This window comes from Candidatus Ruminimicrobiellum ovillum, from assembly GCF_002392975.1.
Classification (GTDB): Bacteria; Elusimicrobiota; Endomicrobiia; order Endomicrobiales; family Endomicrobiaceae; genus Ruminimicrobiellum; species Ruminimicrobiellum ovillum.
Genome location: NZ_DGIC01000010.1, coordinates 217,016 through 238,326, shown reverse-complemented (window position 1 = coordinate 238,326; position 21,311 = coordinate 217,016). Strand labels below are relative to the sequence as shown.

At 32.7% G+C, this 21,311-nt stretch carries 26 protein-coding genes and 1 tRNA gene; 20 read left to right on the top strand and 7 right to left on the bottom strand.

Features of this window, described 5'->3' with window-relative positions:
- The first annotated feature begins 470 nt into the window (after positions 1–470).
- From B2Y85_RS05695 to B2Y85_RS05635, 13 genes are all read left to right on the top strand, one after another.
- Positions 471–1,481, top strand: coding sequence for a carboxymuconolactone decarboxylase family protein (locus tag B2Y85_RS05695; protein WP_372519511.1), 1,011 nt, complete (start codon positions 471–473; stop codon positions 1,479–1,481).
- Between the two features lie 45 nt (positions 1,482–1,526).
- Positions 1,527–2,318 carry a DUF4412 domain-containing protein gene (locus B2Y85_RS05690; protein ID WP_372519510.1) on the top strand — a complete coding sequence of 264 codons (792 nt, stop codon included), beginning with the start codon at positions 1,527–1,529 and terminating at the stop codon, positions 2,316–2,318.
- A gap of 134 nt (positions 2,319–2,452) precedes the next feature.
- Positions 2,453–2,526: transfer RNA gene (locus B2Y85_RS05685), tRNA-Pro, on the top strand.
- 80 nt (positions 2,527–2,606) lie between these two features.
- A complete protein-coding gene (locus tag B2Y85_RS05680; protein WP_372519509.1) occupies positions 2,607–3,131 on the top strand; it encodes a methylated-DNA--[protein]-cysteine S-methyltransferase in 525 nt (174 codons plus the stop codon).
- Positions 3,132–3,178: 47 nt separating this feature from the next.
- Complete coding sequence (locus B2Y85_RS05675) at positions 3,179–3,817, top strand: hypothetical protein (RefSeq protein WP_372519508.1); 639 nt, start codon at positions 3,179–3,181, stop codon at positions 3,815–3,817.
- A 25-nt stretch (positions 3,818–3,842) separates the two neighbouring features.
- Entirely contained in the window at positions 3,843–5,204 is a 1,362-nt protein-coding gene (gene rlmD / locus B2Y85_RS05670; RefSeq protein ID WP_372519507.1) for a 23S rRNA (uracil(1939)-C(5))-methyltransferase RlmD, read from the top strand.
- 17 nt (positions 5,205–5,221) lie between these two features.
- The gene (locus B2Y85_RS05665; protein ID WP_372519506.1) at positions 5,222–5,554 is read left to right on the top strand and encodes a DUF3795 domain-containing protein; all 333 of its coding nucleotides are present in this window, start codon (positions 5,222–5,224) and stop codon (positions 5,552–5,554) included.
- Between the two features lie 15 nt (positions 5,555–5,569).
- Complete coding sequence (locus B2Y85_RS05660; protein WP_372519505.1) at positions 5,570–6,022, top strand: GNAT family N-acetyltransferase; 453 nt, start codon at positions 5,570–5,572, stop codon at positions 6,020–6,022.
- Positions 6,023–6,042: 20 nt separating this feature from the next.
- Positions 6,043–6,357, top strand: coding sequence for a TfoX/Sxy family protein (locus tag B2Y85_RS05655; protein ID WP_372519504.1), 315 nt, complete (start codon positions 6,043–6,045; stop codon positions 6,355–6,357).
- Complete coding sequence (locus B2Y85_RS05650; protein ID WP_372519503.1) at positions 6,354–6,974, top strand: GNAT family N-acetyltransferase; 621 nt, start codon at positions 6,354–6,356, stop codon at positions 6,972–6,974. Before B2Y85_RS05655 ends, B2Y85_RS05650 begins: the two co-directional genes overlap by 4 nt.
- A 9-nt stretch (positions 6,975–6,983) precedes the next feature.
- Positions 6,984–7,814: a protein-ADP-ribose hydrolase gene (locus tag B2Y85_RS05645; protein ID WP_372519502.1), complete on the top strand. Its 831-nt coding sequence runs from the start codon at positions 6,984–6,986 to the stop codon at positions 7,812–7,814.
- Entirely contained in the window at positions 7,792–8,781 is a 990-nt protein-coding gene (locus B2Y85_RS05640) for an SIR2 family NAD-dependent protein deacylase (protein ID WP_372519501.1), read from the top strand. Before B2Y85_RS05645 ends, B2Y85_RS05640 begins: the two co-directional genes overlap by 23 nt.
- 17 nt (positions 8,782–8,798) lie before the next feature.
- The gene (locus tag B2Y85_RS05635) at positions 8,799–9,326 is read left to right on the top strand and encodes a nitroreductase family protein (RefSeq protein ID WP_372519500.1); all 528 of its coding nucleotides are present in this window, start codon (positions 8,799–8,801) and stop codon (positions 9,324–9,326) included.
- 6 nt (positions 9,327–9,332) lie between these two features.
- Here the strand turns inward: B2Y85_RS05635 and B2Y85_RS05630 are convergent, their stop codons facing one another.
- Genes B2Y85_RS05630 through thiL form a run of 4 tightly spaced genes read right to left on the bottom strand, consistent with a single transcriptional unit; the run spans position 9,333 to position 12,131 of the window.
- Complete coding sequence (locus tag B2Y85_RS05630) at positions 9,333–10,064, bottom strand: SIR2 family NAD-dependent protein deacylase (RefSeq protein WP_372519499.1); 732 nt, start codon at positions 10,062–10,064, stop codon at positions 9,333–9,335.
- An 18-nt stretch (positions 10,065–10,082) separates the two neighbouring features.
- Positions 10,083–10,730 (bottom strand): tRNA (adenosine(37)-N6)-threonylcarbamoyltransferase complex dimerization subunit type 1 TsaB, encoded by a 648-nt coding sequence (gene tsaB, locus B2Y85_RS05625; protein ID WP_372519498.1) that lies wholly within the window; start codon positions 10,728–10,730, stop codon positions 10,083–10,085.
- Complete coding sequence (gene tsaE / locus B2Y85_RS05620; RefSeq protein ID WP_372519497.1) at positions 10,727–11,191, bottom strand: tRNA (adenosine(37)-N6)-threonylcarbamoyltransferase complex ATPase subunit type 1 TsaE; 465 nt, start codon at positions 11,189–11,191, stop codon at positions 10,727–10,729. Before tsaE ends, tsaB begins: the two co-directional genes overlap by 4 nt.
- Complete coding sequence (gene thiL, locus B2Y85_RS05615; protein ID WP_372519495.1) at positions 11,145–12,131, bottom strand: thiamine-phosphate kinase; 987 nt, start codon at positions 12,129–12,131, stop codon at positions 11,145–11,147. The genes tsaE and thiL overlap by 47 nt, the downstream gene beginning before the upstream one ends.
- An 82-nt stretch (positions 12,132–12,213) precedes the next feature.
- Here thiL and glmU point away from each other — a divergent pair, with 82 nt between their 5' ends.
- The 7 genes from glmU (at position 12,214) to B2Y85_RS05580 (ending at position 19,777) form a co-directional block, all read left to right on the top strand.
- Positions 12,214–13,572 carry a bifunctional UDP-N-acetylglucosamine diphosphorylase/glucosamine-1-phosphate N-acetyltransferase GlmU gene (glmU, locus tag B2Y85_RS05610; RefSeq protein ID WP_372519494.1) on the top strand — a complete coding sequence of 453 codons (1,359 nt, stop codon included), beginning with the start codon at positions 12,214–12,216 and terminating at the stop codon, positions 13,570–13,572.
- Positions 13,573–13,581: 9 nt separating this feature from the next.
- Positions 13,582–14,508 carry a ribose-phosphate diphosphokinase gene (locus B2Y85_RS05605; protein WP_372519493.1) on the top strand — a complete coding sequence of 309 codons (927 nt, stop codon included), beginning with the start codon at positions 13,582–13,584 and terminating at the stop codon, positions 14,506–14,508.
- A gap of 33 nt (positions 14,509–14,541) precedes the next feature.
- Positions 14,542–15,204 (top strand): 50S ribosomal protein L25, encoded by a 663-nt coding sequence (locus B2Y85_RS05600; protein ID WP_372519492.1) that lies wholly within the window; start codon positions 14,542–14,544, stop codon positions 15,202–15,204.
- A 202-nt stretch (positions 15,205–15,406) separates the two neighbouring features.
- A complete protein-coding gene (gene pth / locus B2Y85_RS05595; RefSeq protein ID WP_372519491.1) occupies positions 15,407–15,991 on the top strand; it encodes an aminoacyl-tRNA hydrolase in 585 nt (194 codons plus the stop codon).
- A 1-nt stretch (position 15,992) separates the two neighbouring features.
- Complete coding sequence (gene metF, locus B2Y85_RS05590; protein ID WP_372519490.1) at positions 15,993–16,862, top strand: methylenetetrahydrofolate reductase [NAD(P)H]; 870 nt, start codon at positions 15,993–15,995, stop codon at positions 16,860–16,862.
- 49 nt (positions 16,863–16,911) lie between these two features.
- Positions 16,912–17,817 carry a hypothetical protein gene (locus B2Y85_RS05585; RefSeq protein WP_372519489.1) on the top strand — a complete coding sequence of 302 codons (906 nt, stop codon included), beginning with the start codon at positions 16,912–16,914 and terminating at the stop codon, positions 17,815–17,817.
- 4 nt (positions 17,818–17,821) lie between these two features.
- Complete coding sequence (locus B2Y85_RS05580) at positions 17,822–19,777, top strand: M6 family metalloprotease domain-containing protein (RefSeq protein WP_372519488.1); 1,956 nt, start codon at positions 17,822–17,824, stop codon at positions 19,775–19,777.
- Positions 19,778–19,799: 22 nt separating this feature from the next.
- Here the strand turns inward: B2Y85_RS05580 and B2Y85_RS05575 are convergent, their stop codons facing one another.
- Genes B2Y85_RS05575 through B2Y85_RS05565 form a run of 3 tightly spaced genes read right to left on the bottom strand, consistent with a single transcriptional unit; the run spans position 19,800 to position 21,292 of the window.
- A complete protein-coding gene (locus B2Y85_RS05575) occupies positions 19,800–20,225 on the bottom strand; it encodes a thiamine-phosphate pyrophosphorylase (protein ID WP_372519487.1) in 426 nt (141 codons plus the stop codon).
- Positions 20,226–20,244: 19 nt separating this feature from the next.
- Complete coding sequence (gene rfaE2, locus B2Y85_RS05570; RefSeq protein WP_372519486.1) at positions 20,245–20,727, bottom strand: D-glycero-beta-D-manno-heptose 1-phosphate adenylyltransferase; 483 nt, start codon at positions 20,725–20,727, stop codon at positions 20,245–20,247.
- Positions 20,717–21,292, bottom strand: a complete 576-nt coding sequence (locus B2Y85_RS05565; RefSeq protein ID WP_372519485.1) for a D-sedoheptulose-7-phosphate isomerase — start codon at positions 21,290–21,292, stop codon at positions 20,717–20,719. The genes rfaE2 and B2Y85_RS05565 overlap by 11 nt, the downstream gene beginning before the upstream one ends.
- Between the last annotated feature and the right edge of the window lie 19 nt (positions 21,293–21,311).

The following is a 21,311-nucleotide window of genomic DNA, read 5'->3' as shown; positions in this document are numbered from 1 at the left end:
TATTTTTTAAATTCTAACTTAAGTACCAAGCGCTGTCACTTTATTTTCATTTTATCTTTTTCAATGCTTTCCAACCAAGTAGTTGTTTGCTTTGTGTATCCGTATGCAGACATATGAGTTTTATTTTGTGCTTCTCCGATTACAATAACATACACACCTTTATTTGTTTTTAACGATTTATCAAATTTTATATCATCAAAATGTCTTTCGGCTGCCGCTTTTCAAAAATTTTTATAGTTGCCAAAATAGGTATTAAGATTATTTACTGTGTTTGTAACGGTATTAATTTTATAATTATAAATTAAAAGAAAATTGAATAATATCGATAATATTAACGGTAAAAAATTGTTTTTGCGACAAACAAAAACAGTTTTTATCATTTGTTTGTTAGTTTTTATAAATCAGAAATTTGACTGCATTGGTCCTAATTTTTATAATATAGAGCATATTAATATAAAGGAGAACAAACTATGATAAAAAGAATATTTATAAGTTTGTTGACGGTGTTATTTTTTTCGGGAGGAACTATTATGGCTGCGGATGATTTATTAACCACAAAAGAAAAAAATATTGTATCGGTATCTCAATATACCGCTACGGGTGACTTACAAAATTTAAAAAAAGCCGTAGATAAAAGTTTGGGTGACGGTTTAACCGTAAACGAAATAAAAGAAATTATGGTTCAATTATATGCTTATTGCGGTTTCCCGAGAAGTTTAAATGCTTTGGGTGTTTTGCTTCAATCAACAAAAGACGGTTCTTTTATTGAAGGAAAAGAAGGAAAAAAATTATCTAAAAAAGAAGACAAAAATAAAGTAGGAACAAAAATTCAAACAGAGCTCGTAGGAAGTCCGGTTAAAGGTGAACTTTTTGAGTTTGCACCTGCGATAGATGAGTATTTAAAAGAACATTTATTCGGCGATATTTTTTCAAGAGGAATCTTGTCCTATAAAGAAAGAGAAATTGCAACAATTGCAGCATTATCTTCCATTGAAGGTGTTGATTCTCAACTTAAAGCGCATATTCAAATAGGTAAAAATAATGGTTTAACCGACGGACAAGTAACACAAATTCTTGTAATGACATCAAAACCGCAAACGGAAGTTTTTGCCATAGGCGAACCTAATCCTTATTCAAAATATTTTATAGGTCAAAGTTATTTGAATATGTTAACTACCGAACAAGTTGTAACGGCAAATGTAACTTTTGAACCTAAATGCAGGAACAATTGGCACATTCACCACAAAGGAGGCCAAATCCTTTTAGTTACCGGCGGCAGAGGGTATTATCAAGAATGGGGAAAGCCGGCACAAGAACTTAAAAAAGGTGATGTTGTAAATATTCCCGCAGAAACAAAACATTGGCATGGTGCGGCAAAAGACAGTTGGTTCAGTCATATAGCAATAGAAGTTCCGTCCGAAGGCGGTTCAACGGAATGGTGTGAAGAAGTTTCGGATGAAGAATATGAGAAATTACCTTAATAACGGAAGCAGTAAAAATGTAAAATTTCTCATGGGAGAATTTAAATGAATAAGAGTTTGTTAGTTGCTGTTTTATTTTTTTGTTGTATGGTAACATCTTTGTTTGCAGACAGTTCGAGTGATATTTTTATGAAATATTTTCAAAAAGCCGAAGATTTAAAACAACAAGGTATAAGTTATAATTTATCTGCCACAACAAACGATAATAAATCAATTTACGCAACAATATACATGAAAGGAGATAAAATAAGAATGGACGCTGCCGAAGGTGCCACGATTATAGATATTGCAAAAAGCGAAATGTATATTTTTTCCGAAAAAGATAAAACTGCAATAAAGATGATGTTAAATATGGAACAGGTTAAACAAGCAACATTGGATATTTCCCAAGAAAAAGCAAAAGAACTGGTTTATTTAAAAGAAGATACAAGAAACGGATATGCTTGTAAAGTTTTTAAAGCAAAAGACGGAAATAAAGGTGTAGAATATTATATGACAAACGAGTATGGTTTCCCTACTTATGTAAAAGAAGAAAATATCGAAAGCACAATAACAGACTTTAAAACAAATCCGATAAAAGACAGTTTATTTGTGTTACCGGAAGATATTAGTGTAATTGATATGGGAAACATAACTGCATTGGCGGAAGAATTTACTCAACAACTATCGGAAGAAAAAGTTGATATCGGTGATAAAGTGAATGATTATTTAAAAAACAGTGTTAATGATGCTGTTGTAAGAGACATGAAAGAAAGTGTACGGGAATTTTATTCTGAGCAGAAATCAAAACTTAAAAAAGAAACTAAGGAAAAAACTAAAGGAAAAACGAAAAAGTAATCGAAAAATTTTTAGAAATATAATATTTGAAGCGGAATTTTAAAATTTGACAGTTGTTTTTTTATAATATAAATTCATACTTATCCAATAGACAAAAAATTTTTATTTAAGTAGAATATACAAGTCAGTAAAATCGGGGCGTGGCGCAGGTGGCTAGCGCACTCCCTTGGGGTGGGAGAGGCCGCTGGTTCAAATCCAGTCGCCCCGATTTGTTAAATGATAAAAAGAGTTTCGTAAGCACTTTCTTAAAAGAGAGATTTTTCGAAACTCTTATTTTTTTATAATAAAATGAATAACAAAACATATTATAAAACCAACCACAAATCACCTTTAGGAAATATCGTAATTTGTTGTGATGAAGACGAAAAGATTGTTGGGTTATGGTTTGAGAATCAAAAATATTTTGCAGATAATATTGACGGTAAAATAACAGAAAATAATAATTTAAAAATATTTGTTACGGTAAAAAATTGGTTAGACAAATACTTTGCAGGCAAAAAACCGAACATAAAAGAAATACCGATAAAATTTATCGGGAACGATTTTAGAAAATCCGTTTGGAAAATACTGTACAAAATACCTTACGGTAAAACTTTAACATATGGTGATATATCAAAACAAATTGCTAAACAAAAAAATATAACAAAAATGTCTGCACAAGCTGTTGGCGGTGCAGTAGGGCATAACCCTATATCAATAATTGTTCCGTGTCACAGAGTAGTCGGCAAAAACGGGAAATTAACAGGTTATGCTGCAGGATTAAGTAAAAAGAAAAAACTTTTAGAACTTGAACAAGTAAATATGGTAAAATAGTTTTGTGTACATTGCTTAATAAAAAATTAAAGCAAAAGGAGAAAAAGATGAAAAAACTTTTTGCGATATTGTTTTTGACGGTAGCATTAATAACTCCTGTTTTGGCAGAAAATGATAAAATTCTTGAAGTAATACCAAAAGTCGGCTATGTACTTTCACCGGAACTAACACCTAAAGAAGGTTCGTCCGTATCAGCCGGTTCTTTATTATCCATCGGTGCGGAAATATTTTTTGATACGAAAGTCAATTTGTTTTTAGGTGTAGGCGGTATGTGGGGACAAGACACCTCTGTTAAACATTCAAACTTGGATATGGGTTTTATAAATCTTTATTCCGAAGCAAAATATAAATTTTTAATAAATATTTCTAAAAAAGAATCTTTATTTGTATACCCGTTATTACAATTAGGTGTCGGGTTTCCGTCTTGGTATGCTTCCAATTCTGACGATGTTAAAGAAGTTACGGTAGTTCCCGGATTTTATTGGGGTACAGGTATAGGGATAGAATATAGAAATATAGTGATTGAATCTATATATGGTTGCAATTATTCGAAAAATCGATATAAAGAACGCAATTTCGGAGATGATGAAACTTTTTATACTGAAGATGATTATTTTAGTGATGAAGAAAATCCGTTCTCATATACAGCATTTAGAATTAATATAGGATACAAGTTTGATTTTTAATTTATAATAGTATCGGACAATATTTATGGCTTCATTAAAACATAAAATAATTAAAGTTAAAGCAGAAAAGATAGTTTTTCCCGGAAATGTTTTGTGCAGATGTGAAGATGGTATAGCTCTTTTTACCGAAGGTTTACTTCCCGGTGAAGAAGCGGAAGTTTTTGTTACAAGAGATAAAAAATCGTACAGAGAAGCCAAACTTGAAAAGATATTAACACCATCCCCTTTAAGAATTGAACCGAAATGTCCTGCGTTCGGTAAGTGCGGCGGATGCTCGTTTGAGCATACGGAATACAAAAATCAAATACAATTTAAAACAGATTGTGTTAAAGAACTTTTAAACTTTTTAGATGTAGAAATACCAAAAGCAAAACAAAGTCCCGTACAATGGAACTACAGAAACAAAATGGAGTTCAGTTTCTATAACGACACTTTCACCAATCTTTCTTTAGGTCTTCATTGTAAGGGAAGTTTTTATAAATATTCCGAAGTTCCTCCGTGCTATATTTCTCATGAAGATATTATAAAAGCATGCGAAACAGTAAAAGAGTTTGCAATAAATACAGGTTTAAAAGCATACAACAACAAATCTCATGAAGGTTTTTTCAGACATCTTGTTCTAAGAAAAGGTGTTAATACCGGCGATTTGCTTGTAAATATCGTCACCAACAAACAAGAAGATATAAACAAAATTTTTTTTGACGGCATTGTAAAACAGTTGTCATATTTTTGTTCAAGTATATACTGGACACAAAACTCAAAGTTTTCCGACGCGGTTAATGCCGAAAGTATAACATTGTTATCCGGTAACGAAAATATTACGGAAACTTTAACAGTAGCGGAACAAAAATTTAATTTTTCCGTTGCTCCGTTTTCTTTTTTTCAAACCAACACAAAAGCAACGGAAGTTTTATACAACACTGTAATAGAACTTTTGCAGCCCGACAAGCAAGATACATTGCTTGATATGTATTGCGGAACCGGAGCAATAGGAATATGTTTATCCCCGCATGTAAAATCTGTTGTCGGTGTGGAACAGGTAGAAGCTTCTATTGAAAGCGCTAAACATAATGCAAAGATAAATAATATAAATAACATTGAATTTTTTGCACAACCTGCACAGGATTGGGTAAAACAAAATGATAAAAAGTTCGATTGTGTTATTATAGATCCGCCGAGAGCAGGCCTTTTTGAAAATGTTATAGAACATCTTTTGTTTTTAAATCCTAAAAAAATAGTTTATGTTTCGTGTAACCCGTCAACTTTGGCACGAGATTTAAAACTGATTACAAAAGACGAAAAATATAAAGTTATAAAAGTTTGCCCGGTGGATATGTTCCCGCAAACTTATCATATTGAGACGGTAGTTTTACTGGAACAAAAATAAAACTTTTGGAGCAACAAATGAAAAATCTTATTGCATATTGCGGGTTGGATTGCGAAAAATGCGAGGCAAGGTTAGCAACAATAAATAACGATAATGAGTTAAGAAAAAAAGTTGCAGAAAAATGGAGCAAATTAAACAATATTACTATTACTCCGGAAATGATTAATTGTGAAGGTTGCAGAATAGACGGAAAGAAAACAGTATTTTGCGATAAGCTTTGCCAAATAAGACAATGTGCTATGAACAAAAAGTATGAAACTTGCGGTGATTGTAACGAAATGAAAACATGCAAAAAAGTTGCAATGGTTGTCGGTAATAATAAAGATGCACTCAAAAATTTAGAAAAATAATTGTTTGGAAATATAATGATTGAAACAGAAAATTTAAAAATCTATGTAGCTTCACAAAACGAAATGGAAAACTTCATTGAGTTACAAACTAATGAAGTTTTAAAAGCTGCTTATACCGAAATGTTGACCGGATGTATTGAAAACCCTGAACAGTGGGAATGGTATGCAATTTGGATGATAGAACTTAAAGACGGAACACATATCGGTGAATTATGTTTTAAAGGTCTTGATTCAAACGGAGTTGTAGAAATAGGTTATGGCATTATGGAACAATATCAGGAACACGGCTATGCAACCGAAGCGGTTAAAGCAATTTCTGCTTGGGCATTTCAAGAACCTAAAGTTACAGCCATAGAAGCAGAAATAGAAGATAAAAATATAGCTTCAAAGAAAGTTCTCGAAAAGTGCGGATTTGTTTTTACCGGAAAAAACGGTAAAGAAGGACCTCGTTACAAATTAACAAGATAACAGGGTGATTGGGGAATAAAGTGGCTTCAAGTAAACAATATTTAGAATTTATTTTAGAACAACTTTCCAATTTAAAAGGCATATCATATCGTGCAATGATGGGCGAATATATAATTTATTATCAAGGTAAAATTGTCGGCGGAATTTATGACGACAGGTTTCTTGTAAAACCCACAAAATCGGCTATAGCAATGATGCCGAATGCAACTATGGAATTACCTTATAAAGGTGCTAAAGAAATGTTGCTTGTTGATGAAGTGGATAATAAAGAGTTTCTGAAAGAATTATTTAATGCAATGTATAGTGAATTACCTGCATCAAAGAGGAAAAAATGAACAACATAATAATCCGTTTAGAAAAGAAAGAAGAGTATAGGGAAGTAGAAAATCTTGTCAGAGAAAGTTTTTGGAATGTGTATCGTCCGGGCTGTTTGGAACATTATGTTCTTAATCAGTTAAGAAATGATAAAGATTTTGTTAAAGAACTTGATTTTGTTATGGAAAAAGACGGCAGGATAATAGGGCAAAATATGTTTATGAAAGCTGTTATTAAAGCAGATAACGGAAAAGATATTCCCATTATGGCTATGGGACCTATTTGTATTGCTAACGAACTAAAAAGACAAGGTTATGGAAAGAAGTTGCTTGATTATTCCATAGATAAAGCAAAAGAACTTGGTTGCGGTGCACTTTGTTTTGAAGGTAATATAGATTTTTACGGTAAAAGCGGATTTACTTTTGCAAGTAAATTTGGAATCAGGTATCACGATTTGCCCGAAGGTGCGGATGCTTCTTTCTTTTTATGTAAAGAGTTAATGCCGGGTTATCTTGCCGGTGTTACAGGTGAATATACACCGCCGAAAGGATATTTTGTTAATGAAAAAGAAGTTGAAGAATTCGATAAACAGTTTCCGCCTAAACAAAAATTAAAACTTCCGGGACAAATTTTTTAGGAATTATATATGAAAACACAAGAAGATAGATTAAATTATTTAATAGAAAAATTTAAAGAAGAATCTTTGGAATATAAAAATTTAAAAACACCTGCAGATGTTGAAGATAAAAAAATATTGTTAAGATCTTTAATGAATGTAAGACCGCCTAAAGAAACTTCCGGAGAAATATTAAAAGTTCAAGATGAGTATCTTACGGAACGAAATAAAGAAAAAGGTATTGTTTATTTAAAAGATATTAAAACGATAAAGGAAACTATTAACAGTAAACATCCGTATTCACAAAAGATTTCTGTTTGGCAGGGAGATATTACAAAATTATCTTGTGATGCAATAGTAAATGCTGCAAATGGCAGAATGCTTGGTTGTTTTGTTCCTATGCATACTTGTATAGATAACTGTATTCATACTTTTGCAGGCGTTCAATTAAGATATGAATGTAACAAGATAATGAATGAATTCAGGAAAAAATACGGTGATGATTATGAACAACCGACATCCGTTCCGATAATTACAGACGGATATAATCTTCCCGCAAAAAAAATTATACATGTTGCGGGACCTATCGTTACCGGAACACTGACAAAATCTCTTGAACAAGACTTAAAAAAGTGTTATAAAAATATTTTAGACATATGCTTGGAAAACAGTTTAAGGTCTGTGGCTTTTTGTTGTATATCTACCGGAGTATTTCGTTTTCCAAACGAAAGGGCTGCAGAAATTGCCGTTGAAACCGTTACAAATTGGCTAAAACAAAATGAAAGTAAAATAGACAGAATAGTATTTAATGTCTTTAAACAAGAGGATAAATTTTGTTATGAGCAATTCTTACAACAATAAAACAAATAATGGTTATCTTTATGCAGTACAGAAGGGGATAGAATCGGATTTCTTCGGGCAAGTATCTTCTTTGGGAAAAGATATATCAAGAAAAGAAAAAATAAAATTTTTAAAAGAAGAACTTTCTTCGGCAGATGCAATTTTGATAGGTGCCGGAGCAGGTCTTTCAACTTCTGCAGGGTTTACTTATACAGGAGAACGATTTACAAAATATTTCTTTGATTTTGCACAAAAGTATGGAATTAAAGATATATATTCCGGAGGATTTCACCACTTTAAAGACAAAGAAACTTTTTGGGCTTGGTGGGCAAGACATATTTATTACAACAGATATATTGATTCCCCTAAACCTGTACATAAAGAACTTCTTGAACTTGTGAAGGATAAAAACTATTTTGTGATTACGACAAATGTTGACCACTTATTTCAAAAGGCCGGTTTTGATAAAACCAAACTTTTTTATACTCAAGGTGATTACGGTTTGTTCCAAAGTATTAATCCGGAAAACAAAAAAACTTATGATAACGAGCAAATAGTTATGAAAATGATGGCCGCTCAAGGTTTTGTTAAAGATGATAACGGAGTATATCAAGTTCCGCAAGATAAAAATATTTCAATGCGAATACCTTCGGAACTTATACCGAAATGTCCGGATGATAACAGTGATGTTGTTATGAACCTGCGTATGGACGACACTTTTGTTGAAGATGAAGGGTGGCGTAAAGCATCAAGAAATTATTATAACTTCCTTATGAAAAACCAAAACAGTCATATTTTGTATTTGGAACTTGGTGTCGGAATGTTTACACCGGTTATAATAAAAATGCCGTTTTGGCAAATGACATACGAAAACGAAAATGCAAGATATATTTATATAAATGTAAAAGATTTATTTTCTCCCGAAGCAATAAAAGACAGAACCGTTTCTATTAACGGAGATATAGGGGAAGTTTTGAAAGAACTGTAACCACTTTTGGAGGTATTATGAACGAAATAATTAAAGCAATGATGGAAAGAAGAAGTATAAGAAAATTTAAATCCGATATGGTTTCAAAAAAAGATATAGAAGAAATAATACAAGCAGGCCTTTATGCCGCAAACGGTATGGGAAGACAAGCTGTTATTACAGTTGCCGTTACAAATAAAAAATTAAGAGATAAAATCGCGGAAGATAATCGTAAAATCGGCGGTTGGAACAAAGGTTTTGATCCGTTTTACGGTGCCCCTGTTATTTTAATAGTTCTTGCCGAAAAAGATTGGCGAAACAGGGTTTATGACGGTAGTCTTGTTATCGGTAACATGATGCTTGCAGCCCATTCTTTAGGTTTGGGAAGCATTTGGATACACAGAGCAAAAGAAGAGTTTGAAACGGAAGAATATAAAAAATTGTTAAAAGATATCGGTATTCAAGGTGAATGGGAAGGCATCGGCCATTGTGCAATAGGTTATGTTGACGGGGACATACCTAAACCGGCACCAAGAAAAGAAAACAGAGTGTTTTTTGTAGAATAACAGTTATTATAAATGTTTTTCAAGTTCGCCGAAAAATTCCGTAGCTTTTGTTTGGAAAAAGTAGTCGGTAATTTGGTCTGTATAAGCAGATTCCAAAGTGTTAACTTCTACAATCTTTGCACCATACCTCTGTGAAGTAAAAGGCAGGTAGCATGCCGGCATAACTTGTCCTGCCGTTCCTACAATAATAACCAAATCTGCTTTTATTGCCATATTTGTAGCTTTATCATAATTGTTTTTGTTTATACCTTCTCCGTAAAAAACAAAATCGGGTTTAAGTATTCCGTTACAAGACGGACATCTCGGAATATCTTTTGATATATCTATCTCGGAAGTTTTATATCTTAAACCGCAATCTATACAAGCCAAAGTATTAATTGTTCCGTGAAATTCTACAACGTTTTTTGAACCTGCGGCTTGGTGAAGCCCGTCGATATTTTGTGTAATAATACCTTTTATAATACCTTTTTTTTCAAGGTCACCTAAAACTTGGTGTGCTTTGTTTGGTTTTGCCGTTCCCATTGAATTGAAGAAAATTTTTCTCATTTCTTCCCACGATTTTTTAGGGTTGGAATAGAAAAAACTTAACTCTATAAATTTCGGATCATATTTGTTCCACAGTCCGCCCGCACCGGTAAAAGGAGGGATACCGCTCTCGACGGATATTCCGGCACCCGTAAAACCGATAGCATATTTTGATTTCTTTATCAGGTCTGCAACTATTTCAATGTTATTCATAAAAATATTACACCCCTTTTATTTTTGTTTTTCTTCCGCCCAAGATTTTCTGCCGTATATAGGTTCTACATTTTTAAATGATGTTCCTTCAACAGTTTCTGCCATAAGAGCAAGAGTTGAAGCTTTCGGGAAATGTAAGTTTGGTTGCAAACTTACGGAACTTTTACCTAATTCTTTTGATAATATTTTGTTGTAAGTAGTAACAGCATTACCGATGATTATTATTTTATCTTTATACTTTTTTAGTTTCTTTACAAAAATTTCTATAGGAACTATAACAATTTTTTCTTTTTCTTTTACATAAACTTCGTTTCTTAATGCATCTGTTGCAGGAACGATTTTTATGTTTTTTATGTTTAGTTGATTTTTTAATATTTCCAATGTGTCCAATGAAACTATCGGTTTATTTAATGTTTGTGCCAATGTTTTTATTACCGACATTGCAACTCTTATTCCTGTAAAACTTCCCGGCCCGCAGGAAACGGCAAATTTGTCGATATCTTTAAGTTCCCATTTCGCACCTTTAACTATTTTTTCTACCAACGGAACTAAAACATCTGAATGAATTTTTCCCGCATTATAAAAATATTCCGTTACGATATTGGAATTTTCACTTATTGCTATACTTAATGATGATCCTGAAGATTCTATAGCTAAAATTTTCATAAAAATCTCTCTGTTTTAATTTTTCTGCCTGTATCGGTGTAATCTATGTTTATTTCCCATCTTTGTTTAATATTATAATATTTTAATCTGTCGCACCACTCAATTAAAGAAATGCCGTTACCGAAAAGGTATTCATCTATACCCAAATCCAAAGTGTTGTTTTCATTAAGTCTGTACAAATCCAAATGATATATCGGACAGAGTTTCGATTCAAACTCGCTTACAAGCATAAAACTTGCGCTTCTGACAAACTTTTTTATTCCGAAATATGATAAAATTCCCTGAATAAAAGTTGTTTTGCCAGCACCTAAATCACCGTTAAAAAAAACTATATCTTTCGGTTTTAATATTGAAGCAAACTTTTTACCCAATTCTCTTGTTTGGGTGTCGGTTTCGGTATAAAAAGTTTTGTTTTTAAAAGTGTTTATATCCGTTGAATTTAACTTTTTTTGTTTTACCATTTTGTAAATATGTTACCTTTCCGTTATTTATATATCCTATACAAGTTGCATTCGGTAAAAGTTTTTCCAACTTTGTTTTATCTTTTTTGTTTATCGTAAAAACAAGTTCGAACTCTTCACCGCCGAACAAAGCACAGTTACATAATTTATTGTAATCTTTATCGGTATATTTTATTAAATTTTGAGATAAAGGTATCTTTTCCATGTTTATAACAGCACCTTTATTTTCGGTTAATAATTCTATGGATTTAAAAAGTCCGTCCGAAGAATCTGTCATGGATGTAACTTTTATCGCTTTTGATATTAAATTGGCTTCTTTTAATCTTGCCTGCGGACCCAAATGTTTTTTTATGAGATTTTTTTCACAAGCGGTTAGATTCTTTTTGGCTTTTGATAATATTTCAAGACCGGCAACACTGTCTCCGAAAGTTCCGGTGACAAAAATTAAATCTCCGTTTTTTGCGCCCGTACGGGGTATAGGTTTGTTGTAACATATGCCTACTAAAGTTACTGATATTGTAATATCTTTTGCACCAACCGTATCGCCTCCCGAAAGATGTATACCGTATTTATCACAGGTACTTTTTATTGAATTAAACAATTCTTTTACAAAATCAATAGAAGTGTTTTTAGGTATGCCAATCGAAATAAAAGCATACAAAGGTTTTGTGTTGCCCATTGAAGCAATGTCGCTTACATTTACTTCTATTGCTTTTTGCCCTATTTGTTTTGCTGTTGCCCATTGCCTTTTAAAGTGAACATTTTCAATTAAAATGTCGGTAGTTACTATATATTTTGCTTTTGTATGCGGATTGAAAGAAAAGCAGTCATCACCTATATCCAAACACACATTATGATAACTTTTCGGCTTTGAATTGTGTTTTTTTATAAAATCTATTAGTCCGAACTCACCTAAATTGTTTATATTTTTCCCTTTCATAATGCTAATTATACTATATTTAAGTTTGAAAAACATATAATAATTTTGTAAAATTCTAAGGCTAATATAATGTAGGTAAATTATGAACAATATTTATGGTGTGATACTTGGAGCCGGTGAAGGAACAAGAATGAAGTCTTGTTTGCCGAAAGTTTTGCATAAAGTTGCAGGGAAAGAGTTAATTTCTCATGTGATAGACTGTTTGAACAGTGCGGTAAAAATGCAAAAACTTGTAGTAGTTGTAGGCAGCGGTTCCGATTTGGTTATTGAACATTTGGAAAAATATAATGCAGACTATGTTTTTCAGAAAGAAAGACTCGGTTCTGCACATGCTCTTTTGCAGGCTAAAAATAAATTAAAAAATCTTGACGGGCAGTTGATTGTTATGTGCGGTGACACTCCGCTTGTAAAAGCTAAAACCATTAAAGATTTATTGAAATATCATACAAAAAATAAAAACAATGCTACCGTTTTATCGGGCATGGTACAAAATCCGTTCGGTTATGGCAGAATAGTCAGGAATTCAAAAGGAACGGTTAGTTGTATAGTTGAAGAAAAGTCCGCAACCGATGAAGAAAAAAAGATTAAAGAAATAAACAGCGGTATATATTGTTTTGATTTGAAGGTTCTTTGGAAAGCATTAAATAAGGTGGATAATAAAAACAACAAAAAAGAATATTATCTTACCGATGTAATTGAAATATTAAATAAAGACGGTTATAAAACCGATGCCGTAGCATTAACTACCGAAGAAGAAATATTAGGTGTAAACGACAGGAAACAACTTGCCGTTGCCGAAGATATTTTAAGGATAAGAAAAAACAATGAGCTTATGGCAAGCGGTGTTACTATCGTTGATCCTAAAACAACATATATAGACAGCGATGTTGTTATAGGTCAGGATACAATAATAAAACCTAACACATTTATCGAAGGTAAAACAAAAATCGGTAACAATTGTGTTATAGGACCTGATACGACAATAACGGATTCCGTAATAAAAGAAAATGTTTTTATAACTTATTCTTATATTGAAGAATCGGAAATTGAAAAAGGTGTAAAAATAGGACCTTTTGCGCATATAAGACCGAAATCTTTATTAAAAGAAAACGTTAAAGTAGGAAATTTCAGTGAAGTAAAAAAATCCGTTGTAGGATACGGTTCGAAAATTAACCATTTATCTTACATAGGTGATGCAACAGTAGGTAAAAATGTAAACATAGGTGCAGGTACAATCACTTGCAACTATGACGGCAAAAACAAATTTCAAACAGTTATACAAGATGATGTTTTTGTCGGTTCTAACGTAAATCTCGTTGCTCCGGTAAACATAGGGAAAAAAGTTCTTATAGCTGCCGGTTCGACAATAACCGATAATGTCTCGCCAAATAAGCTGACTATAGCGAGGGCAAGACAAATAGTAAAAGTAAGAAAAAAATAAGAGGACAAAATGAAGCTAAAACTTATCGCAGGTAATGCAAATCCAAAATTAGCACAAGAAATTGCCGGAAAAATGGGAATAGAATTAAGTCCTGCTACAATAGGAAGATTCAGTGACGGAGAAATCCAGGTAAAAATTACAAACAGTGTAAGAGGTGCGGATTGTTATATTCTTCAACCTACATGTGCTCCTGTAAATGAAAATATTATGGAATTGTTGGTAATAGCTGATGCTTTAAAAAGAGCTTCCGCAAGAAGAATAACGGCTGTTATTCCTTATTACGGTTATGCAAGACAAGACAGAAAAGCAGAACCGAGAGTTCCTATTACATCAAAACTTATAGCAAACCTTATAACGGCTTCCGGAATAGACAGAGTTTTAACCGTAGATTTACATGCAAGACAAATTCAGGGATTTTTTGATATTCCCGTTGACCACTTGTATGCAAGACCGGTTTTGTTCCAATATTTTAAAGATTTGAATTTAGATAATCCTATAGTTGTATCACCGGATGCAGGCGGTGTGGAAAGAGCAAGATCTTTCGCAAAACTTTTAAATGCTGATTTGGCTATCGTAGATAAAAGAAGACCAAGACCTAACGAAGCAGCTATAATGAACATTATCGGTGATGTTAAAGGAAGAAATGCAATTATTCTTGATGATATGATAGATACAGGCGGAACATTAACAAAAGTTGCCGATGCAATAAAAAATGCGGGAGCACTTAAGGTTTATGCGGCAGCATCGCACGGAGTTTTGTCCGGAGAAGCTATTGATAAAATACAAAAATCCGCTTTGGAAGAAGTTGTTATAACAAATTCTATTACACACGATGCAAATTTGCCTAAAATTAAAGTGTTGTCTATAGCATCTTTGCTTGCGGAAGCAATAACAAAAATATATAACGATGAGTCTTTGAATACGCTTTTCGTTTAAAAATAAATAGCAGAAATATAAATGGAGGAAGTTATGAAGCAGGTAGTTTTAGAAGCAGAAATGAGAGATGTATCAAAAAACTTGAATGTTCTTAGAAGTTCAGGAAAAGTTCCGGCAGTGTTTTACGGTAAAAAGGAACAACCTATAGCAATAAGTGTTGATGCAAAGAAATTTATGTCTATAGTAGAAAAAGAAGGAGCAAATGTTATCATTGAATTAAAATTCAAAGATTCTTCGAAGCCGGCTATTGTTAAAGAATTGCAAAGACATATTCTTACACAAGCTCCTAACCATATAGATTTTCAATCAATTTCGTTAACCGAAAAAATTGAAATTCTTGTTCCTATACACGTTGAAGGTATTGCAGACGGTGTAAAAAATGCAGGCGGTACATTGGAACATGTTATGAGAGAAATAAAAGTTCAATGTTTACCTACAGATATGCCGTCCAAAATCAGTGTTGATGTTACGGCATTGAAAGTTGGAGATGATATCACCGTTGCACAGTTGCCTAAGATTGATGGTGTTGAATATGTTCACCACGATAAAGATGCAGTAGTTGTTACAGTTATAGGACAAACAGTTGAAGAAGAAAAACCTGCAGAAACAGCAGAAGCACAAGCTCCTGAAGTTATAAGCAAAGGTAAGAAAGAAGAAGAAGGTGCTGCAGCTCCTGCAGAAGGTGCAAAGAAATAATTTGTTCGTTGAAAGGTTGAAAGGCTGAAAGGTTGAAAGGTTTTTTGTAAAAATTGCAAAGCAATTTTTGATAAATAATAAAAATACCGATAAACCACTCACCTCTTCACCAGAGCAAAGCTCGTTCAACTATTCAGCAAAATAAAATAGTATTATTTTGATTATTAAAGTGTTCAAATTAGATTGTTGTATATAGTTAGATATGAGTAATAATATTAAATTTGTTGTAGGCTTGGGTAATCCGGGCGAAAAATATAGTAATACTCGTCATAATTTCGGTTTTAAAGCAGTTGATAAAATTGCCGAACAAGAAAATCTTTCTTGGAAAAACTGGAATGATATGGCGAGTATTACATTTTATAAAAGAAACGGGGAAAATATACTTATAGCTAAACCGATGACATTTATGAATAATTCAGGGTTTCCGGTTGTAGCTCTTTTAAAATATTATAAAATTTTACCTCAAGATATGCTTGTTTTGTATGATGATTATTCCATACCTACAGGTGAATATAAATTTAGAGCAACAGGCTCTTCCGGCGGACATAACGGTGTAAATTCAATTATTACACAAACCGGAACAACTGCTTTCCCGAGAATGAAGTTAGGTATGGGCCCGTTACCCAAATATGCAAAAATAGTAGATTTTGTTTTATCAAGATTCAATGACGAAGATACGGAAAAAATGAATTCGGTATTGGACAAAATAAAAAATATTGTCGATACGATAATAGATTTGGGTTTTGATAAAGCAATTTCCAGAATTGCGCAGGATAAAAACAAATAAAATGAAAATAAAAGAACTTTTCGAAAAAAAAGAAAAAACTTTTTCTTTTGAAATCTTTCCTCCGAAAACTCCGGAAGGGGATATAAAATTAATACATGAAACATTAAAGGAACTTTCTCTGTTAAAACCCGATTTTGTTTCTTGTACTTACGGCGCTGCAGGCGGAAACAAAGATAAAACTTTAGCATTGGTTGAACATATCCAAAAAGCTTACGATATTCCATCGATGGCACATTTAACATGCATAAGCCATACTAAAGACGAAATACACGAAATAGTAAAAAAGATAAAAGCCAAAGGTATACAAAATATTCTTGCATTAAGAGGAGATCCTCCGAGAGATAATCCCGATATGGTTCCCGGTATAGATAACTACAAACACAGCAGTGAACTAATAACTTTTTTAAGACAGGAATATAAAGAAGATTTTTGTTTGGGTGTTGCCGGTTTTCCCGAAATGCATCCGTTATCACCTACGAGAGAGTCTGATATAAAATATTTAAAACATAAAATTGATTGCGGTGCGGACTTTATAATAACTCAACTTTTTTTTGATAATCAAATTTATTTTGATTATGTTAAATCGGTAAAAAGTGCGGGTATAATAAAAAGAATAATTCCCGGAATTTTACCGATAACATCTTATGACGGTTTAATAAAGTTTTGTAAAACATGCGGAGCAACCGTCCCGGAAAAAGTTCATAAAATTTTTGCTCCGATCAAAGATAATCCCGAACAAATTGTTAAAGCCGGCATAGAATTTGCTATAAATCAATGTAAAGAACTCTTATCAAATGGTGCTCCCGGAATACATTTTTATTCTTTAAATAAAGTTCAACCGCTAAAAGATATAATAAATTCTGTTAGATAGTATCATATTAAATTTTTATTGATAAAAAAGGAATAATAGGTTATAATTTGTGAATATGAAATCAAAAATTATTATAACACTTTTGTCGGTTATAATATTTACACAAGTTGTATTTGCAAAAGGTGTCGGAACGACAATGTTTCAAATTTTGCAAATGCCTATGACCGCATACGATGCCGCACTTGCAAATACATCAATTTCCGGCGAAATATCGGCCTTATCCAATTCCTCACTAATTCCTTTTTTGTTTCGTTCGTTAACATTGTCGCATGTTGTGTATCTTGAAGATATGAGATATAGTGTTGGAGCCGTAAATGTTCCTTTAAATAAAAATTCGGGAATAAATTTTAGTTTTTGTTATTTCGATTCGGGTAAAATGGATAAAATTTTGGATGATGACGGCAGATATAAAGAAGATGGCTCTTTCAGTGCCAACGATAAAGTTTTTAATCTTTCTTACGGAACAAGAATCGGAGAATCTTTATCTGTAGGTTTATCATTAAAATATATAGAACAAAAAATAGATGATGTGAGTTATTCCGGTTTTTTAGCGGGGTTAGACGGATTATATTTCGTTTCAAACGATGTTTTCGTCACATTAGGTATAGATAATTTCGGATCCGATATTGATGGATATAGTGTTCCTACAAAAATTTATTGCGGATTGACCGGTAATTTTAATGAAACCATGACGGGAATTGTTCAGTTTGACAGTTATTATAATGAGGACTTATCCGAACTAAAGTTGGCTATAGAAAAAAAAGTGGATAAAATTGATATGAGATTCGGTTATATTATTCCCGGCAAAGAATATAACGGTACCAATAATCCCGTTCTTACAAATTTAACTATCGGTTTGGGAATTAATTTTACAAATTGTTTTGTTGACTATGCTTGGTTACCTAAAGGAGATTTAGGTAATGTGCATATGTTTACACTTAGGGTAAATTTTTAATATTATGAAAAAAATATCTTTATTATTTATTATTTTTAGTTTAATGTTTACATTATCGGAAACATCTTTTGCCGTAATGGCAAATCCTAAAATCATAAAAGAAACACAACCCGATGGCACAGAGATAAATATCAGATTATTAGGAGATGAATTTTATAGCTGGTTTGAAGATGATAAAGGATATACCATTATACAAGATACGCAAACAAAAGTTTGGTCGTATGCCCAACAAAATGATTTCGGTGAATTGGAACCGTCCGCAAATCTTGTAGGAAAAATAAAACCGACACAATTAAATATAAGGAAATCTTTAAAGGATAATAATAAGTTTTTTAGAGCGGACCAAAAGAGATTGGAACGTAGTTCCAGAACTCAAAAAATTTTACGTTCGAATATAAATTCCGAAACGGCAAGTATAGACGGAGTTCAAAAAGCAGCTTCCGTTACCGGGAAAAAAACCAATTTTGTGTTGTTGATAGAATTTAAAGATTTAAAATTCAGCGATAATCCTCCTTTTAAAAATTCGACTGATAGCCAAATTGTAGCGGCATTCGATAATTTGTTTAATAAAAAGGGATATAGTGCAGATGGAGCAGTAGGTTCGGTAAAAGATTTTTTTACCGAGGCTTCTTATGGTAAGCTTGAATATAATACCGTTATATCACCTATCATAACATTAAACCAAAGTTATAAAGAGTTTTCTTGGAATCAGCCTGGCGGTGAAGATGCGGCCGTTGCAAAACTTCAAGAGGCAATAAGAAGTTCTTTGGAAGAGTTGGATAATCAAGGTTATGATTTTAAAAGATTGTGGCCTAATTCCAATAAACCCGATGTGTTTTCTATTCTTCATGCCGGCGGCGGTGCTGAAAGCGGAAATCTTGATTTTATATGGTCTCATCAATGGTTCATAGAACCTATTACGTTGGATAATATCACATTTGAATCTTATCAAACAGAACCTGCGGGAAGAGGCAAATACGGTAATCAAGGTCTTATAAGAATAGGAGTTCTTTGTCATGAAACGGGACATGTTTTTGGATTGCCGGATTTATATGATGCGTCGTATTATACCAGTGGTTTGGGAGATTTTTGTTTAATGGCCGGCGGAGAGTGGAACGGGAGTGATGGTGCATGTCCTGCACATCCGAGTGTTTGGTGTAAAAATGAGTTGGGATGGATAACCTGTAAAAGAGCTGTTGAAGGAATAAATACTATAGGAGAATCTGCTACGGATGATGAAGCTTTTTACAAGTTTGCTCCTTCAAGTTTTAATTCAAAGGAATATTTCCTTATGGAAAACAGGCAAGCAGTAGGTTTTGATAAGGAAATGCCGGGAAGCAAAAGAGGTATATTGATTTATCATATTGATGAAACAATGAAAAAAGATCGTGGTAATGATACAAGATATAATACTCATTATTTAGTTTCGTTGGAAGAAGCCGGTTCCGGCACATCTAATTGGGCGCATTTTCCTTGTATGAGTCCCGGTTTTAATGGTACCGATACAGATTACTTTAGAAACAATACCGTGTCTTATTTTAATGATGATTGTACATCGAGTCCCAACAGCAAAAGTTATGACGGAAAGTTGTCCGGTATAAAAATTTCCGAAATATCTTCGAGCTCTTCTTTAATGACTTTTGCATATGGAAAAGATGTCGTTATCGTTGATGATTTATCAAATGTTGTATGTTTTCCTAATCCTGCAAGACAAGGATATATAAATATAATAAATCTTCCTACAACTGTAGATGAATTCAGTGTTGAAATTTTTACTTTAACATCAAAACTTATAAGATCTTATTCTGTGGATGATACTGAATATACTGATGATGGATTTAGAAAAATAACATGGGACTGCAAAAATTCGGAAGGGGAAGATGTTGCGCCCGGAGTATATCTTATAATGATAAAAAACAGTTCCAAGAAAAAAATATTTAAAGTTGCGGTGATAAGATAAAACGACAATTTATAATTTATATTTAAAAGATGTTCTTGTATTTCAAGAACATCTTTTTTTCTATTGCATATACTTCGTATCTCAAAGCTTTATATTTCAATGCAATACTAAAATCTATAATTTTTGAATATTCTTCCAATACTCTTAAAGATTCTTCGGCTCTTTTAAAATTTGCTATTACAATATTTCTTAAATTTTGTCTTGATTGTTCTTTAGCTTTTCTGCCGGAATCTTTTATGCTGTCTCTTGCATTAAGCATTTGTTCATATTGGTCGGTTAAATATTTTGATGATAAGTGTCTTACTTTTCTTATTTTTTTGTATAAAGTATCGTCACACAAAACAAATCTGCAGGTATCTTCAACCACCCGCAGACCTTCTTTACATCTGTTTAAGTTAGTATCTAAAATTCTTATGAATCTTTTTTCCAATTTCAACTTTTCAACCATTCAACCCTTCAACGAAAAATCACTTTGCGATTTTTCCATATCTTTCAACGATAAGTTTTATTAAGTTGGTTGTCGATTTCCCTTCAACAAGCGGATATCTGTAAACTTTTTTTACAAATTCTCTGCCGACGATATCTTGTATCTTGTAATCTCCGCCTTTAACGAGAACATCCGGTTTTAATTTGCTTAACAATTCGTAAGGAGTTTGTTCACCGAACACTACAACATAATCTATACAACTTAATGCTGCCAACAATTTTGTTCTGTCTGTTTGCGGAACCAACGGCCTTTTAGGCCCTTTAAGTCCCGCTAAAGATTTATCGGAATTTATTGCAACTATCAAAACGTCACCCAAAGTTTTTGCTTTTTGGAATAAACTTACATGACCGATATGTAACAAATCGAAACAACCGTTAGTGAAAACAATCTTTTTGTTTTCTTTCTTTAGTTGTTTAACGATTTCTATTATTTTTTTTCTTGAACAGATTTTTTTATTCTGCAAAGATTTTTTCCTCTACCAATTTTGCAAGTATGTGTAAAACTAATATGTGGCACTCTTGAATTCTTCCGGTAACTTTTGAAGGTGCTCTGTAGCACATATCGGATAAAAGTTTTAATTGTCCGCCGTCTTCACCGGTAAGACCTATAACAAAAAGTCCCATTTCTTTAGCTTTTTCAACGGCTTTTATAACGTTTTCGGAATTTCCGGAAGTTGTTATAGCAATAACAATATCACCTTTATTTGCAAAAGCTTCTATTTGTCTTGAAAATACATATTCATATCCGAAATCGTTACCTATTGCGGTAAGTGAAGAAATGTTTTCCGTCAATGCTATTGATGGTAATGCTTTTCTGTTTTTTTCGAATCTGCAAACAAGTTCCGCAGAAAAATGTAATGCGTCACAAGCAGAACCGCCGTTACCGAAAATAATTGTTTTTTTACCGTGCTGATAAGCCTCGTTTATTTTATTTGCTATGGATTGTATATATACCAATTGACCTTCATCCAACATTTTTTTCTTTGCATCGATACTTTCTTGAATTAAAGAGATTATTGTGTTTTTCACTTTTCCTTTCCTCCAAGTT